Here is a 13,153-nt window from a genome sequence, read left to right as displayed (position 1 = left end):
ACCCGGGCGGAGACCGGTTGGCATGTCAACCGCCCCGGGCTCCGGGATGGGGCTGGGTGAGGTGGTTTCCTCAGCCCGCCGATTTTTTTCCGTGGTTGTAGCTGTTGATGAGGCAGCGGTAGCTGGGGAGATGGTTGGAGAAGAGGGTGCCCAGACCCTCGATGTCGTTCCGCCAGTCCCGGTGGAGTTCACAGGCGGTTCCGAACCATGTCATGAGCTGCGCGCCGGCGGAACTCATGCGGTCCCAGGCAGCGTCCCGGGTGGTTTTGTTGAAAGTTCCGGAGGCATCCGTGACGACGAAGACCTCATAGCCTTCCTCCAGAGCGGAAAGAGCGGGGAATGCGACGCAGACCTCCGTGACGATGCCCGCGATGATGAGCTGTTTTTTTCCCGTGGCCTTCACCGCGTTCACGAAGTCCCCGTTGTCCCAGGCGTTGATATTGCCTGGGCGGGCGATGTAGGGGGCATCAGGGAAGAGTTCCTTCAGTTCCGGTACCAGCGGACCGTTCGGTCCGTCCTCGAAGCTGGTGGTGAGGATGGTGGGGAGCTTGAAATACTTCGCCAGATCCGCGAGTGCGAGGACGCTGTTCTTGAAGTCGTCCGGGGAGAAGTCCTGGACGACGTTGGTCAGGCCGGTCTGGTGGTCCACCAGGAGGACGGCGGCGTCGTTTTTATCAAGGCGGCGGTAAGTGAATGGTTTCATGATGTTGTGTGGTTGGGATACAGCCAACACCATGCGCCCTTCGCCGGGCGGGGGATAATGCCAATGCGTCAGTCTCAGACTTCCGAAAAGGCATGCTGGCGCATTTTCACCCGGGAAATCAGCGGGCGACCGGGTCGCCACAATGCCTGGAAAGGATGCCGACGACCAGACGGTTGAGCTTGGTGCGGTCCCGGCTGGGTTTGATCTCTTCCAAGGCCCTGGAGATCGCTTGATCGACCTGCTGATCGGAACAGTCGGGGAACCTTTTGCACATGCTGGTGCGGAAGTAACGGAGGTCGGATTTCATGGGCTGGAGGGTGGAATTCTCCGGCGGTGGGGAAAGGGCCGGATGGGTTTCTCTCTAAAAGTCCATCCCCTCAGGGTAGGCCCATCAGGAACAAAATGCAAACTGGCGGAAGGCGGAAACATGCCCTGCCAGATAGATATGTTCCGCATATCTGCGGGTCAGCCGGTTCTGGCGGCGGCACGCAGTGCCTCCAGCAAGACGGATGGAGCCGGGGGCTGGATGCCGTCCAGGATGGCGGCGACGGCGGATAGGATGGGGATTTCCACGCGGCGGTCGCGGGCGGCGTGCAGGAAAGTGGCGGTGGCGCGGACACCCTCCGGAGCATGGACATTTTTTCCATGGAGACCGGCCGGTGGCAGTCCGTCCGCGAGATCCTGGCCGAGGCGGCGGTTGTGGCTGCGGGGGGAACTCCCGGTGGCGGTGAGGTCGCCCAGCCCGGGGAGACCCCGGATGGTTTCCGGGCGGGCGTCCATGGCGGTGAGCAGCCGCTCCATTTCCATGCCACAGAGGGTGAGGGCGGCGGCGGAGAGGTTGTGGCCGTGGCCGCACAGCCGGTCCAGCAGGCCGAGGAAAATGGCGTGGGAATTTTTCAGGATGCCGGCGAGCACGGCTCCCGTCAGATCCGTAGTGGTGCCGGGAATGAGGATCTCCCCGCGGATCATGGATGCGGTTTCCTCCGCAGTGGCGGAGTGGCGGGCGGCGATGGTCAGGAAAGTGGGGCGGCCTCGGGCGATCTCATCCGCCAGGGCGGGACCGGCGAGGTGGGCGCAGTCGTGGCCCGGGGCGATGGCTTGGAGCCACGCAGGCAAGGTGGTCTTTCCATCCGGAGCGAAGCCCTTGGCGACATTGAGCAGGATGGCATCCGCACGCAGGGATGGCAGGAGCGGGAGCAGGACGCCCTCCACGAAGATGGAAGGAACACAGAGGATGACGAGGCGGGCGTCCCGCACGCAGTCCGCCGCGCCGGCCTGCGGCTGGATGGCTGGATGCAGGTCGATCCCCGGCAGGTAGCGGTGGTTCGTGCGGTCGGAGAGGATCTCCGCGATGGTTTCCGGAAAGTGGTCCCAGATGGACACGGCGGCACCCTGGCTGGCGAGTGCGTGCGCGAGTGCGCTGCCCATGTTCCCCGCACCCAGGATGGCGATCCGTTGGTTCATGCAGGGGGATCTAACGCATCGCGGAGCGGGAGGCAAAGGAATGGTGGCTCGGGAAATGGCGTCCGTCCCCTTCACTTCGGGGCTTCCATTTTTCCGCGGACGCGGAAAGATCGGTGGATAAACCCCAGAACCCATTTGATGCGAGGACCCCTCTTCCATTCCTCCGTGCTCTGTTTGCTGGCCATGGTGCCGTCCCTGACGGCGGCACCGGTTGCGGTGACGGGCATGCAGCGCTCCGGCAACCAGATCCTGGGATTGACGGTGAATGGCGCGAACATTTCCCGCGACCGGCTGCAGACCGGCACGCTCACCTCGTTCGCGGGGGCCACGGCCTCCGTGGTGCTGGCGGTGGATGGCAGCGCCCCCGCAACCGGGGCGCAGGCGGAGGGCTATCTGTCGGACTTCCTTTTCGACACGGGACTGATCAACCCGGCGGTGGGGGATGCGTCCATCACACTGGAGTTCACCCCCGCCCTGGTGAACCGCCCCGGACCGGATGTGGTGTTGCTGGAGATCAACACCAGTTCGCCGGCGGATGGGTTCCAGGTGAGGACCAACGGCGTGACCCTGCAGGTGGCGGGCAGCGCATACGGCAGCACCGGCTACTCCACCTCCGGCGCGGATGTGCTGGACACGCGCAACAGCGGGAACACCGCCACCTTCATCGTCCCGTCGCTGGCGCAGCTCCGCACCGCACCGCTGGCGGTGAGCAGCACGGACATCTCCCAGCAGGTCTTCGGCGTGGCGCTGGATCTATCGGACTTCGGCGTGGCGGAGAATGGCACGGTTTCCACCATCCAGCTCGGCTCGAATACGGTGGCGAACTTTGATCCGGTGTTCGTGGCCGGCATCGTCCCCGCGCAGGAAATCACCAGCGGTCCCATCATCTCGGAATTCCTCACGGACAATGGCGAGGGCATCGAGGATGAGGACGGGAACAAGCCGGACTGGATCGAGATCTACAATGGTACGGACACGCCGCTGGACCTCACCGGCTGGGCGCTGACCAACTCCGCGGGCAATCCGAAGCGGTGGCTGTTCCCGGCGGGCGTGATCCTCCAGCCCTACGAATACCGGCTCATCTTCGCGTCGTCGAAGAACCGCACGGGGCCGGTGCTGCACACGAATTTCAACCTTGGGAAAGGGGGCGGCTACGTCGCCCTGGTGAGGCCGGATGGGTCCGCCGCCAGTTCCTATACCTACACCGCGCAGAGCGAGGATGTGAGCTACGGGGTGATGGGGTCCGCGTTGACCCGGGGCTTCCTGGCCACCCCGACCCCCGGTTCCGCCAACCACGGCGTCCAGTCCCCGAACGGCCCGGCGGCGGATGTGGTGTTCAGCGCGGCGAGCGGGGTGTTCGACGCGGCCTTCCAGCTCACGCTTTCGCTGCCTGCGGGAGCGTCCGGGACCATCCGCTATACCACGGACTTGTCGGAGCCTTCGGAAACGTCCCCCATCTATTCCGCGCCCGTGACAGTCACGAACAGCACGACGGTGCGCGCCCGTGTCTTCCGGGCGGACTATCTGCCCGGCTTCATCGGCAACCGCCATTTCATCCGCATGGGGGCCAACGTGAAGGCGAACTACCGCTCCACCGGCCAGCCGTTCCAGTCGAACCTGCCGGTGCTGGTGCTGGATTCCTTTGGCGTGAACGTGGACTCCAACACCTCACAGAGCGCCCCCTACCGGACCACGCTGGCCGCCCTCTATGAGCCTGACCAGGTGACGGGGAAAAGCTCGCTGGGAACCACGCCGAACATGGTCCTGCGCGGCGGCACCCATGTGCGCGGGCAGTCCTCCGCCACCTTCCCGCAGCGGCAGTATGCCTGGGAACTGTGGCGCGACCACATCGACGAAGATGAGAAAGTCTCCCTGCTGGGCATGCCGGAGGGCGCGGACTGGGTGCTGCACGCGCCATGGAATGACAAGAGCCTCATGCGCAACGCGCTGGCCTACGGGCTGGCGCGGGACTGGGCGGGTCCGGGCGCGGGGATGCGCACGCGGTTCGTGGAGGTGTTCTTCAACCAGGCCGGGACCACCCTGGACCACGCGGACTACCGTGGTGTCTATGTGCTGGTGGAGAAGATCAAGCGGGATGCGGAGCGGGTGGATGTGGAGGAACTCACGCCGCTGGCCACGGACATCACCGGCGGTTACATCTTCTCCAAGGACAAGCCGCCGTATGACAACGGCTTCTCCACCACCACGTCCAGCGCGTGGGGCGGCCAGCCGCTGGACATGGTGGAGCCGGGCACGCCGACCGGCGCGCAGCTCAACTATCTGCGGACCTACATGAACGGCTTCGAGGCCGCGCTTTCCGGCAGCGGCTTTGCGGATCCCGCGACGGGCTACGCCGCCTACATCGACCCGACTTCCTTCCAGGACTGGCATCTCATGGCGGAGTTCGCCCGGCAGACGGACGCCTACCAGAACAGCAACTATTTCCACAAGAAACGCGGCCAGAAGGTGAAGGCGCTCCCCATGTGGGACTTCAACCTTTCCTTCGCCAACAACAGCGAGACGGAGAGCGGCGGCAGCGCCCAGCCGGGACAGGGACCGGGCGAGGGCTGGCACTGGATCCGCCTGTTCGACGACTGGCTGTCGCAGAAAGGCCCGTCCCACTACCCATGGTTCCCGCGCCTGTTCCAGGACCCGGAGTTCCGCCGCGGCTACTGGGACCGCTGGTGGGAAAAACGTGCGGGCGTGCTGACGGATGAGGCGGTGGCGGCACGGGTGGATGGTCTGGCCGCGCAGCTCACCGCCGGTCTCTCCACTCCGGTGACGAATGGCACGGGCACCTGGCCGAACAGCACGCCCAGCGTGGAAAGCCCGGCGGGCCGCCACTTCTCCCGCTGGCAGATCCTCGGCACCTACGTCTGGACCACCCCCATCGGCTGGCAGGACCGCACCACCCATGCCCATGAGGTTTCACTGTTGAAACAATGGCTGCAGGCGCGGCTGGAATGGATGGACACGCAGAGCATGGCCACCACACCCACCACCACGGCGGGGTCCGTGGCCAGTGTGGTCGCGCGGCCTCCACGCGTCACCTTCTCCGGCGGCTCATCCTTCGGGCTGGCGAACCCGAATCCGGATACGGCGGAGGTGCTCTACACCATCGACGGGCCGGACCCGAGGGAGCCGGGAGGCGCGGTCAGCCCGGCGGCGGTCACCGCCTCCGCCACGCAGACGGCCCAGGTGGAACTGCTGCCGGTGGGGGCCACGTGGAAATTCTCGGCCTCCTCCAGCCTGCCGGTCGCATGGCGCGGGGACGGCTTCGATGACTCCGGCTGGGCGGATGTTTCCTCCGTCCGCGAGCAGACGCAGACCGGCACCACGTATTTCCGCAGGACGTTCAACGCATCCGGCACCGGTTCGATGAATGCCGTCCGGTTCGACCTGCTGGCCGACGATGGCGCGGTGGTGTGGCTGAACGGGGTGGAGCTGCGGCGCGTGGGCATGCCCTTCGCCCCCACGCCCGTCACCCATGCCACATCCGCCACGGCGGTGATCGACAAAGGACATGAGACGGAGTGGATGACCTGGCTCTGCCCGCCCGGCGTGCTGCGGGAGGGCAGCAACACCATCGCCATCGAGGTGCACCAGTACACCCATGCGAACGGCGTGGCGAAGGCGAACGACCTGTCCTTCGACCTACGCGTGCGCGCGCTCTCACCCGTGGCGGGCACGCCGGTGTCATCCACGCCCGGGGTGCACGTCGTGCGCGCCCGTGTCAGGAATGGAAGCGAGTGGAGTCCGCTCACGCAGGCGACCCTCCAGGTTGCCACCGTCCCCGCCGCCGCGGCGAACCTGGTGGTGACGGAGCTGATGTATCATCCGGCGGACCCTTCCACACCGGAAGAGGCCGGATATGTGGACAATGATTTCGAATACATCGAGCTGGCGAACATCGGCACGCAGACCATCGACCTGTCCGGTGTCACCCTGGCGGACGCGGTGACATTTTCCTTCGACAACGCACCCGTCGGCCTGCGCACGCTCGCTCCCGGAGCGCGGGTGCTGGTGGTGGCAAATGCGGCGGCCTTTGCGGTGAGGTATCCTCCTCCGGGTGACGTCGTGCCCGCGCCCGTCCTGCCCGTCGCCGGACAGTACACGGGCAACTTCAACAACAGTTCGGAAACAGTGAGCGTGCTGGACGCCACCGGCGCGGTGATCCGGCGTTTCACCTACATGGACTCCGAGCCGTGGCCGGTGGATGCCGACGGCACGGGCGCCAGCATGGTCTTGAAAGCCGTGGCGGATCTGGACCACACCGTCCCCACCAACTGGCACGCCAGCGCCGCCGCGAAAGGAACCCCCGGATACGGTGACCACCTGCCGCCCGTGCTCGACCCGGGCGGCGACAGCAATGGCGATGGCCTTTCCAACTTCCTGGAAGCCGCCATCGGCGGGCGGACGCTGCCGCAGTTCTCCGTCGCGCCTTTCACTCCGGAAGGAGGCACGGAGGAGGCTTACGCGTTCTTCACCTTCCGCCGCAACCTGGCGGTGGCGGGGGTGGACTACATCGCGGAAAGCAGCCTGACCCTGGCCGATGACTGGAGCACCACGGATCTGGTTTACGTCAGCACGCGGCGGCAGCCGGACGGCACGGCCATCGTCACCTACCGCAGCGCCCTTCCAGCGGCACAGATGCCCGCGAAGTGGTTCGCCCGGCTGCGGGTGAGGTAGCAGCGGATCGCACGCGTAGCGAATCTCGTGAGAGATTCGGCGGAGTGCATGTCATCCGACGAAATCGCTCCGGTCTTCTGTGGGCTTCCCCTAGCCGGAAGTCCCTCGACTTCCCCTACCCCACCCCGATCTCCCCCAGCAACTCATCCAGCCGCACAAGCGAATGATCCGCCTGGAAATCCGCGTGCCGCAGGGCCAGTGGCCGGCCGTTCCAGTTGGTCCCCTCCCGCAGATGGGGAATGGCCTCCAGCGCCCGCTCCGCGTCTCCCTGCGGAATGGTCAGCCCCGTCCCGTAGGCATCCACCCGATGCCCCACGCAGCCGCCCTCACTGGCCAGGCAGGGAATGCGGAACGCCGCCGCCTTGCCCAGCGTGTTGCTGCTGCCCTGGAAGTTCTCATAGGCGGCCCACGCGACGGAGAAGGTGGAGAACAGCGAGTTGAACTCCGCCTCCGTGGGGATGCGCCCGGCCTGCAGGTCCAGATGGAGATTTTCCAATCCTCCGCCCGCCAGCTTACCGATCTCTTCCCATTCCTCCACGCTGTATTCCTGCCGGAAGATCCGCCCCCCACCCACGAGGTAGTACGGCAGATCCCGTAGCTTCGCCAGCTCCGCCGCGCGCAGCAGCGTCAGCAGGCCTTTCCTCCGCTCCAGTCCGATCATGCCGATGATGGTGCGTCCGCCCGCCTTCGTCATGATCTCCCGTGCGAGCGCCGATGGTTCTTCCGGCAATGTCGTGTCCGTGAAGTCCGGAAACATCCGCACGGTCCTGCAGGTGAAGCGTTCCATCTGCGGGATGAAGCGTTCATCCAGCACGCCGATACCGCGGCAGGAGGCGGACCGCAGCAGCGCGTCCCCTTTGCCCAGCATGACCACGGCTTGCTTCAGGGAGGGCGGCGCTGCGTGGTGGTGGTTCCGCAGATAGAGTCCCGCCCACGGCCTGCCCAGCAGGATCTCCGGAGCCAGGCTTACCGGCAGGAAGCGCAAATAGGTATCGAGATAGGGGAAATAGACCAGATCCACCCTGCGGCCGAGCAGACCCTCAGCCCGGGCGATCTCCCGCTGCACCTGCATCCAGCGCTGGGTGGTCCGCACCGGATCCCCCTCGAACCGCCCGCCGAGAAGGCTTCTCCGCGCCGGTTCTATTTTCCCGATGGTGACATGGCGGTCCAGGTCCGCTGCCACCTCCGGGGACACCGCACCCAGGATCTCCCGGCGGGCTTCCTCCGGCTCGGGGCACAGCGCGATCACATGCGCGCCCAGGCGGAGGAAGGCCGCGGTGAACTGGGCGAAGTACATCGGGTGGTGGCCGATCCAGATGGGATCCGCCACGACGATGAGTTTTCCGGAATGCGGAGACATGGGGTGGGTCAGGCGGGAAGGCTGCGGTGGATCCAGGAGGCGCGGATGTAGAAGGCCTGCAGCATCCCCACCATCATCCCGAAGGTCATGCCCGCGAGCCGCTCGTTGAACGGGTTCGACGTCAGGGTTTCGCTCAGCACGCAGCAGGTGGCGATGAATGGCAGGAAGGCGAGCCACTGGTCCGGCCCGGGATCCGACGCGTTGGCCCGCGCGGCGCGGATGCTGGTCATCAGCGTGCCGATGTTGAGCGCGGCGTATCCCGCCAGCGCGATGATGCCGCCGGTGAACAGCGCGTAGCTCCATGTGGAGTGGCCGATGGTCCAGACATCCACGCCCAGCTCGCTGTCCTCCGGAAAGACGAGGAAGATTTCCGGCATGTAGGCGGCATCCCAGTTGTAGGACGCGCCGATCCCCATGCCGTTTATGAAATGATATGGCTCATCCCCGAGGATCTTGGCGATGGAGTCCGCCTCCGCCTTCCGCGTGAGGTAGGAAATGTCCGCCGTCAGGTTCCGGTCATCCGCCAGGTGGAACAGCCGCTCGTTCCACCGCTCGATCATGCGCGGCTGGAACACTGCGGCCAGCCCCAGCAGGGTCAGTCCCGCCACACAGGCAACGGCCACCGGCAGCAACCGCTTCACCAGATCGATCCACTGGAACTGGCGCCAGCGGATGCCCATCATGAAACAGAAGCCGCTCGCCAGCGCGGAGGCGAACACCGGGAACAGCAGTGACCGCGTGACGGTGATGAAGACGCCGATGAACAGCACGCCGATGGCGACCAGCAGGCTCCAGTGGAACCGGCGGCGCAGCAGCAGCGCACAGCCGATCCATGCGGCCAGCCAGTTGCCCGACGGACTCTGCACCTCGATCCGGACCGTCTCCAGCGTCACCTCCTTGAACAGGAAACCATGGATGATCCGCCAGATCACATTGATGCACGCGGCGACGAAAACCGGCCCGACGATCCGCGACGGGCGGATGCCCGCACAACTGGCGATGTGGGCGTTCATGATGCCGGAGAAAAGGAAGATCAGCGGCAGCACCATGCGGAACCACCGCTCGAACGGCACACCCTGGAGCGCCGCGTTCCCGATCATGAACGCCAGAAACCCACCCCACAGCAGGATGAACCATGCGATGGGACGCACCAGCAGGAACCTCCAGCCGAGCAGGAAGATGCAGCCGGTGGACCCCGCCCATGTCAGCAGGAAGAGGATCTGGTCGATGCCCGCGCCGCCCGTCCGCGTGTCCGACGCACGGTAGTCGAAGGCGAAGGAAATCATGAACACCCACAGCAGCCGCTCGATCCACACCGCGCTCCATGTCCGGGGGATGGCCACGGCATCCTCCTCCCCGCTCCATGGCCGGAGCCAGCGGGGCAGCAGTCCATGGTCTGCCAGGATGGAGAGCATCAACGGGAAGTGAGCAGATCCTCGAATGCCTGTGCGGTCCGCGCGATGGGGAAAGTCCGCTCCGCATAGGCGCGCGCGTTGCGGGCCAGTTCACCACGCCTTTCCGGGGAGTCACGTAGGGACGCCGCCGCGGCGACGAAGGCGGCGGTGTCATGCGGCGGGACCACCAGCCCTGCATCGTTGCGCGTGGTGATGCGGGCGGCCAGGTTGCCGGCGGGCATGGCCAGCAGCAGCGGACGCTCCGCGCAGAGATAGCTGAGCGTTTTCGACGGGACGGAGAATTCACCGGCATCCGGTTCCAGGATGGCGGTCAGCACATCCCCGGCGGCCATCACGGACGGCAGGTCCGGAAATGGTTGGTAGGGCAGCAGGATCAGGTTCGTGAGATTCTCCTTCGCGGACTGCCCGCGCAGCCATTCGGAGCCGATGCCCTCGGAAACCACCACCACCCGCACCTCCGGATCGCCCGCATGGTGGCGGGCCAGCTCCAGCAGCAGTCCGGGGTTGTGCTTCATGCCGATGGTCCCGGTATAAAGGAAAACGAACTTGTCGTGCAGCCCGTGTTTCCGCGACCAGGGATTGTCCTTCGGCAGGGAGGGGATTTCCTCGATGAGCGCCCAGTTCGGGATCACCGCCACGCGCTCCGCCTCCACGCCGAATTCCTTTGAAAGCACCGGGGCGAAGTCCTCCGTGATGGCGATGACCTTCGCGCTGTCCCGGAACTGGCGGCGGTCGAGGCTGCGGTACCACGCGCCGATGGGGATACCGGCGAGCGGCAGTTTCTTCCGCACCAGCTTGTCCACCGCCAGGCTGTAGAAATCCTGCACCCAGTAGTGGAACCTACCTCCGCCGCGCACGGTGGCCCGGACGATGGGTCCCTGCGCCTCCGTCGGTGTGTTCCCGGAGATCACCGCGTCAGGCTTCCATTCGCTGATGAAGCGGGCGGCCTGTCTGCCATACTCGATCTCCATCTTCCTCCGCCGCAGGAAAGAATATTTGTAGCGGACGTATTCCGCATCCATCGGCACTTCGTGGAAGGAAAGGGTGGCGGGATCACCATCGCGCACGCGGAGTTCCCCACGCGGGGTCTGCAGGGAACCGGCGAAGGCATGGACGACCTGGTGGCCGCGCGCCGCCAGCTCCCGGCTAAGGGACGGGGCGAAGGTGTGGCCTGCGTAATCGTGGATGACGATTCTCATGGGGGGATTCCGGAGCGTAGCGGACCAACCGTGCGGGTGTCAAAAGCGGCGCGGCACGTGATCGCGTATAGGGGGGCGTTTCGCAAGGTCACCCATTTCGGAACCTCCCCCGGGAAAATGGGAAGGATCACAACTGATTTCACTGATTTACTGATTCAGAGTCGAATCATACGGCCGCGGTGATTGCCGCAAAACCGCTTCATTCACCTATTCATTTAAATCAGTGAATCAGTGAAATCAGTGGTAATCCACTCGCTTTCCTCCAAGCAGTGGCCGAAATGAGGCGGCCTTGCCGCGTTCGGGTCCCCTTTGGTCACTCCACGTTCTGGACCTGCTCGCGGATCTTTTCCAGCTCGGTCTTCGCCTCCACGACGGTCTGGGCGATGGTTGAGTCATTCGCTTTCGAGCCGATGGTGTTGAACTCGCGGAAAAGCTCCTGGCAGAGGAAATCCAGCGGCCGTCCGGGTGGCTCCGCGGCGTCCAGGTATTCTCGGAATTTGGCGAAGTGGGAGTCCAGCCGGGTCAGTTCCTCGGTGATGTCACAGCGATCCGCGTAGATGGACAGCTCCTTGAGCACCCGCTCGTCGTTGAGATCGATCTCCAGGCCGGAATCGCGCAGGCGCTTCTGGAGCTGCTCCAGTTGCCGGGCGGGCCGAGCCGGGGCATCGAGCGCGATTTTCCCGGCCAGCGAGGCGAGCGTGCCGAGCCGTGCGAGGAAGTCCGCCTTCAGGTCATCCGCCTCGCGCGTGCGCATGGCGGTGAGCTGGGACAGCGCCTCCAGCAACGCTGGCTCGATGGCCAGCCAGGCAGCCTCCGGATCGATCTCCACCCGCCCCGTGGCGATGATGCCGGGCTGGCGGAGGAAGTCGGATGCGGTGGGGAGCAGTTCGCGGTCCAGCAGCTTGCCCAGCTCCCGGAAGGCGTTCTCGAAGCCCAGCGCCTGGGCGGTGTCGATGGTGATGGCCTGGGCTGTCAGGCCGGGCTGGTCCAGCGTGACGGAGATCTGGACGCGGCCACGGGCCACGGCGGCCAGCGCGTGTTTCCGGATGCGGGCCTCCAGCTCGTTCAGCTCACGGGGTGCCTGCACCACGATCTCCGCCTGCTTGCGGTTCACGGAGCTGATTTCTACGTTGGCCAGCCAGGTGCCGCTGGTGGAGGAGCCGCGGCCGAAGCCGGTCATGGATTGCATGCGCGGAGTCTGCACGCTGACCGGGCCGGATGGGAAACCGAATTTCCACCCGCCGGAGCGAACATCACACGAATGGGGGATGCCGGACAGCGGAGGATTTTTGATAGAAAGAGACACTGGAGGGATTCCCCTCCTTCCAAAAGCCCAGCTCTTTTCTCATGAAACGCTCCCCATGGTTCGGCACCGCCGTTTTCCTGTGCCTTTCCGCTGTCTCCTCCGCTGCCATCACCTCCTATTTCGCCGATTTTGAAGGAGACTCCACTTCCCTGACTTCCGTCTTCGCCGGAGCGAGTGATGCAGCGGTTCCGGGATTCACCTGGAACGCCACCGCCGGGGTCGGCGGAGGAGCGGGCGTTCTCGTCGGATCCTCCGCCAGCAACAAATACTACCGTCCCAGTCCGGGGGCGGATGCGACTTCGGCGATCAATCTGGCGTCGCTTTCCAGCGGCGAGGGTTTCCGGTCCAGTGCGGATTTCCGCTGGTCGGATACCTCGGCAACGGATCTGACGGTGCTGAATTTCGGTTTCGTGACGACCCAGGGAACGGCCATGTCGTCGAGCAATTCCATGGGAGGGAGCATCATCAGGACCGCCGGAGGCTCCACCGTTGCTCTCCGTCTCCGCAGCGGGACGTCGGATGTTGAAACGCTTTCCTTCAACCAGTCCCTCTTCACTGCGGGCAGTTGGTACCGGCTGGTCTATGAGACCGTGAAAACAGACACGGCGAATACCTTCGCTTCCGTCCTCACCCTCTATTCCATCGGGGCGGACGGCACGTCCACCGCGGTGGTCATGAACAACGCTGGAAACCCGCTTGTAGTCTCCTCCCAGGTTGGAGCCTCCTTTCTCTATTCGGACACCGCGGCCTTCGCAGCCTATGACGTCAGGAACACCAACGGCATCAGCGCGATGGACAACCTGCGGATGGAGTTCATCCCGGAGCCTTCCGCCGCGGGACTGTTGCTGCTCGGCCTGTCCGGTGTGATGGCGCGCCGGACGCGTCGTTGAGTGCGGTTTGCCGCAGGATCCCTACATTAGGGAGAATAGACCCTGATCGTTGGATTTTGAACCACGGATGGACGCGGATGGACACGGATTCCTTCTTAAATGCAGAAGAAATGTCGCTCATTTCCAT

Annotated in this window: 9 protein-coding genes; 2 read left to right on the top strand and 7 right to left on the bottom strand. The window is 65.0% G+C overall.

Annotation, left to right across the window (positions count from 1 at the left end; genetic code table 11):
* Window positions 1-70: 70 nt before the first annotated feature.
* From KF712_18125 to KF712_18115, 3 genes are all read right to left on the bottom strand, one after another.
* Window positions 71-703 carry a hydrolase gene (locus KF712_18125; GenBank protein ID MBX3742908.1) on the bottom strand — a complete coding sequence of 211 codons (633 nt, stop codon included), beginning with the start codon at window positions 701-703 and terminating at the stop codon, window positions 71-73.
* 118 nt (window positions 704-821) lie between these two features.
* Complete coding sequence (locus KF712_18120) at window positions 822-1,010, bottom strand: hypothetical protein (protein ID MBX3742907.1); 189 nt, start codon at window positions 1,008-1,010, stop codon at window positions 822-824.
* A 158-nt stretch (window positions 1,011-1,168) separates the two neighbouring features.
* Entirely contained in the window at window positions 1,169-2,167 is a 999-nt protein-coding gene (locus KF712_18115) for an NAD(P)H-dependent glycerol-3-phosphate dehydrogenase (GenBank protein MBX3742906.1), read from the bottom strand.
* A 138-nt stretch (window positions 2,168-2,305) separates the two neighbouring features.
* On the opposite strand from KF712_18115, the gene KF712_18110 reads away from it, so the two are divergent.
* Window positions 2,306-6,856 carry a CotH kinase family protein gene (locus tag KF712_18110; protein MBX3742905.1) on the top strand — a complete coding sequence of 1,517 codons (4,551 nt, stop codon included), beginning with the start codon at window positions 2,306-2,308 and terminating at the stop codon, window positions 6,854-6,856.
* A 115-nt stretch (window positions 6,857-6,971) separates the two neighbouring features.
* Here the strand turns inward: KF712_18110 and KF712_18105 are convergent, their stop codons facing one another.
* The 4 genes from KF712_18105 to KF712_18090 all read right to left on the bottom strand — a co-directional run bounded on the left by KF712_18105 (window position 6,972) and on the right by KF712_18090 (window position 12,019).
* Window positions 6,972-8,216 carry a hypothetical protein gene (locus KF712_18105; protein ID MBX3742904.1) on the bottom strand — a complete coding sequence of 415 codons (1,245 nt, stop codon included), beginning with the start codon at window positions 8,214-8,216 and terminating at the stop codon, window positions 6,972-6,974.
* An 8-nt stretch (window positions 8,217-8,224) separates the two neighbouring features.
* The gene (locus tag KF712_18100) at window positions 8,225-9,631 is read right to left on the bottom strand and encodes a hypothetical protein (GenBank protein ID MBX3742903.1); all 1,407 of its coding nucleotides are present in this window, start codon (window positions 9,629-9,631) and stop codon (window positions 8,225-8,227) included.
* Window positions 9,631-10,830 (bottom strand): glycosyltransferase family 4 protein, encoded by a 1,200-nt coding sequence (locus KF712_18095; protein MBX3742902.1) that lies wholly within the window; start codon window positions 10,828-10,830, stop codon window positions 9,631-9,633. Before KF712_18095 ends, KF712_18100 begins: the two co-directional genes overlap by 1 nt.
* A 313-nt stretch (window positions 10,831-11,143) precedes the next feature.
* Entirely contained in the window at window positions 11,144-12,019 is an 876-nt protein-coding gene (locus tag KF712_18090; GenBank protein ID MBX3742901.1) for a YicC family protein, read from the bottom strand.
* Window positions 12,020-12,177: 158 nt separating this feature from the next.
* On the opposite strand from KF712_18090, the gene KF712_18085 reads away from it, so the two are divergent.
* Window positions 12,178-13,026, top strand: coding sequence for a PEP-CTERM sorting domain-containing protein (locus tag KF712_18085; GenBank protein ID MBX3742900.1), 849 nt, complete (start codon window positions 12,178-12,180; stop codon window positions 13,024-13,026).
* Window positions 13,027-13,153 lie beyond the last annotated feature (127 nt).

The organism is Akkermansiaceae bacterium (assembly GCA_019634595.1).
In the GTDB taxonomy this organism is placed as follows: Bacteria; Verrucomicrobiota; Verrucomicrobiia; order Verrucomicrobiales; family Akkermansiaceae; genus Luteolibacter.
Note: the sequence above shows the minus strand (reverse complement) of the source record. Positions and strands in the feature narration are given on the sequence as shown.

What these genes read in the sequence shown, in the direction of transcription:
- KF712_18125 (MBX3742908.1), bottom strand. Translation starts at nt 703, where the DNA reads ATGAAACCATTCACTTACCGCCGCCTTGATAAAAACGACGCCGCCGTC.
- KF712_18120 (MBX3742907.1), bottom strand. Translation starts at nt 1,010, where the DNA reads ATGAAATCCGACCTCCGTTACTTCCGCACCAGCATGTGCAAAAGGTTC.
- KF712_18115 (MBX3742906.1), bottom strand. Translation starts at nt 2,167, where the DNA reads ATGAACCAACGGATCGCCATCCTGGGTGCGGGGAACATGGGCAGCGCA.
- KF712_18110 (MBX3742905.1), top strand. Translation starts at nt 2,306, where the DNA reads ATGCGAGGACCCCTCTTCCATTCCTCCGTGCTCTGTTTGCTGGCCATG.
- KF712_18105 (MBX3742904.1), bottom strand. Translation starts at nt 8,216, where the DNA reads ATGTCTCCGCATTCCGGAAAACTCATCGTCGTGGCGGATCCCATCTGG.
- KF712_18100 (MBX3742903.1), bottom strand. Translation starts at nt 9,631, where the DNA reads ATGCTCTCCATCCTGGCAGACCATGGACTGCTGCCCCGCTGGCTCCGG.
- KF712_18095 (MBX3742902.1), bottom strand. Translation starts at nt 10,830, where the DNA reads ATGAGAATCGTCATCCACGATTACGCAGGCCACACCTTCGCCCCGTCC.
- KF712_18090 (MBX3742901.1), bottom strand. Translation starts at nt 12,019, where the DNA reads ATGCAATCCATGACCGGCTTCGGCCGCGGCTCCTCCACCAGCGGCACC.
- KF712_18085 (MBX3742900.1), top strand. Translation starts at nt 12,178, where the DNA reads ATGAAACGCTCCCCATGGTTCGGCACCGCCGTTTTCCTGTGCCTTTCC.